Annotated in this window: 1 protein-coding gene and 1 pseudogene; both read left to right on the top strand. The window is 39.1% G+C overall.

Going from position 1 to position 695, the window contains the following annotated elements; all coding sequences use genetic code 11:
- The first annotated feature begins 71 nt into the window (after positions 1–71).
- Positions 72–434, top strand: coding sequence for a hypothetical protein (locus M0051_RS19595; protein ID WP_306743263.1), 363 nt, complete (start codon positions 72–74; stop codon positions 432–434).
- Between the two features lie 4 nt (positions 435–438).
- Positions 439–695: pseudogene (locus M0051_RS19590) on the top strand (DDE transposase); the annotation flags it as partial.

Here is a 695-nt window from a genome sequence, read left to right as displayed (position 1 = left end):
GGATCAAGTAAAAAACTTGTGGGGAAACTTCTAAACACACATCTTTGTACGAGTAAAATTGAAACACAAAGATGACTGATCACGAAACCTACGAGCAACTAGTTCGTTTATTTCTACCTGAAGGCTTACTGGATTATTTTAGCATTACTAACATCATACTTGATGGAGAAGCCGTTAATGTTCACTTAGAGGAGCGCAACTTTCCTCCTTCGGAATATGCTCAGGATAAATTAGAATCCAAAGGATTTTCTCCACCTGTTACGGTTCAGGATTTTCCACTGAGAGATAAAGCATTATTACTTCATTTGAAACGTCGTCGTTGGTTGAATCACAGCATCGGAAAGATTGTAAGCAGAGATTGGCAACTGGTTGCCTCAGGAACGCGACTAACCAAAGATTTTGCGTCTTTTTTAAAAGGAGCATTTGGAATCTAAACCTGTGAGTTGTAAAAGTCTGGGTGAATACTATCATGTTGATGGAAAACATCTTCAACATCAGTATAAGAATCATTTAAGCAGTTATCACAACTGGGCACAAAAAGATCATGCAAGAGATTGGATTTTGTATGCCAAAAACTTTGGCAGGCATTTAAGTATCGATGAAACCTCACTTTCAAATGGAGAGCTTTACACCATTGTAACCAACAAGGCAGCCAAAGGCAGGAAAGGTTGCCTGGTTGCCATGATCAAAGGCAC

Origin of the sequence: Marinifilum sp. D714 (assembly GCF_030851345.1) — a bacterium.
GTDB lineage: Bacteria > Bacteroidota > Bacteroidia > Bacteroidales > Marinifilaceae > Marinifilum.
Note: the sequence above shows the minus strand (reverse complement) of the source record. Positions and strands in the feature narration are given on the sequence as shown.